Origin of the sequence: Plantactinospora sp. B24E8 (assembly GCF_039871735.1) — a bacterium.
Taxonomy (GTDB): Bacteria; Actinomycetota; Actinomycetes; order Mycobacteriales; family Micromonosporaceae; genus Plantactinospora.
The window spans coordinates 1-1,181 of the sequence record NZ_JBDPMH010000080.1 but is presented as its reverse complement, the minus strand read 5'-3'; the positions used below and the strand labels follow the sequence as shown (position 1 = coordinate 1,181).

Sequence of the window (1,181 nt, the reverse complement as noted above, 5' to 3'; positions counted from 1 at the left end):
ACCGTCACCCCACCCACGACCCCGACCGAACAACAGATCACCGACATCTTCACCACCATCCTGACCACCACCAACCCGATCAGCACCGACGACAACTTCTTCGACCTCGGCGGCAACTCCCTCCAGGTCATCCGGGTCGTCAACCGACTCAACAACGCCTTCGGCACCACCCTCGGAGTCCGCGACTTCTACACCGCCCCGAACATCGCCACCCTCGCCAACCGCATCGACGCGTTGGCGGCACCCGACGGTCAGGACGAGGAAACGCTGCGCTGGCAGCTGCTCAACGAGGTCGAGCAGATGTCCGACGAGGAGGTCGAGCGTCTCCTCGCCGCCGAACTGGCGGGCGCCGAGCAGGCGTCCGAGCCGGACCTGGCGACCGGCTCCGGGCCGTCGGCTCCTGGTGGTCCGGTGGCCGGCCCGTCGGATGTTCGTGGGCCGGTTGACTCGCCGGTGGCCGGACCTTCGAGGGAACAGGGCGCCGAAGCCGATCTTCAGGAAGGAACGATCCAGCATGGCTGAGTTCGAGACCCGCGTGGCGAACCTGTCCGACAAGCGTCAGGCCCTGCTCGCCCTGCTGGAACAGCGTAAGAAGGCGGCGGCGGCCGCGCAGGGCGAGCCGCGACTCGGCGTCCGTCCCGCGGGCCAGCCCGTGCCGTTGTCGTTCGGCCAGGAGGCGCTCTGGTTCGTCGACCAGCTCGACCCCGGCCAGCCGACCTACAACATCGTCCAGGTGCTGCGCCTGCGTGGCCCGCTGGACGTCGTCGCGCTGCGCCGCTCCTTCGACCTGCTCGTCCAGCGGCACGAAGCGCTGCGGACGGTGTTCGCGGTACGTCAGGGGCGGCCGTTCCAGCACATCGACCAGGGTTTTGTGACCGCGACCATGGTCCGTGACGACCTTCGGCACCTGCCCGAGGAACAGCGCGAGGCCGAGGTGCAGCGTCTGGTCGGCGAGGAGGAGGTCCGGCGTCCCTTCGACCTCGCGGCCGGGCCACTGTTCCGTACCCGTCTGATCGTGCTCGACGACGAACACCACGTGCTCACCATCGGTGTCCACCACAGTGTGGCGGATGGGTGGTCGGTGGGTTTGTTGAATGGTGAGTTGTCGGTGTGTTATGGGGCGTTGGTGGGGGGTGGGGAGCCGGTTTTGGGGGAGTTGCCGGTGCAGTTTGGTGATTTTG

The 1,181-nt window shown here is 67.6% G+C and carries 2 protein-coding genes; both read left to right on the top strand.

The genetic code is table 11. The annotated features are described in order from the left end of the window. Positions 1 to 522, top strand: a 522-nt coding sequence (locus tag ABGB21_RS36840; protein ID WP_347658664.1) for an acyl carrier protein, incomplete at its 5' end; no start/stop codon positions are given. After that, on the top strand, positions 515 to 1,181 hold a 667-nt coding region (locus ABGB21_RS36835; protein ID WP_347681770.1), incomplete at its 3' end, for a condensation domain-containing protein. The genes ABGB21_RS36840 and ABGB21_RS36835, both read left to right, overlap by 8 nt.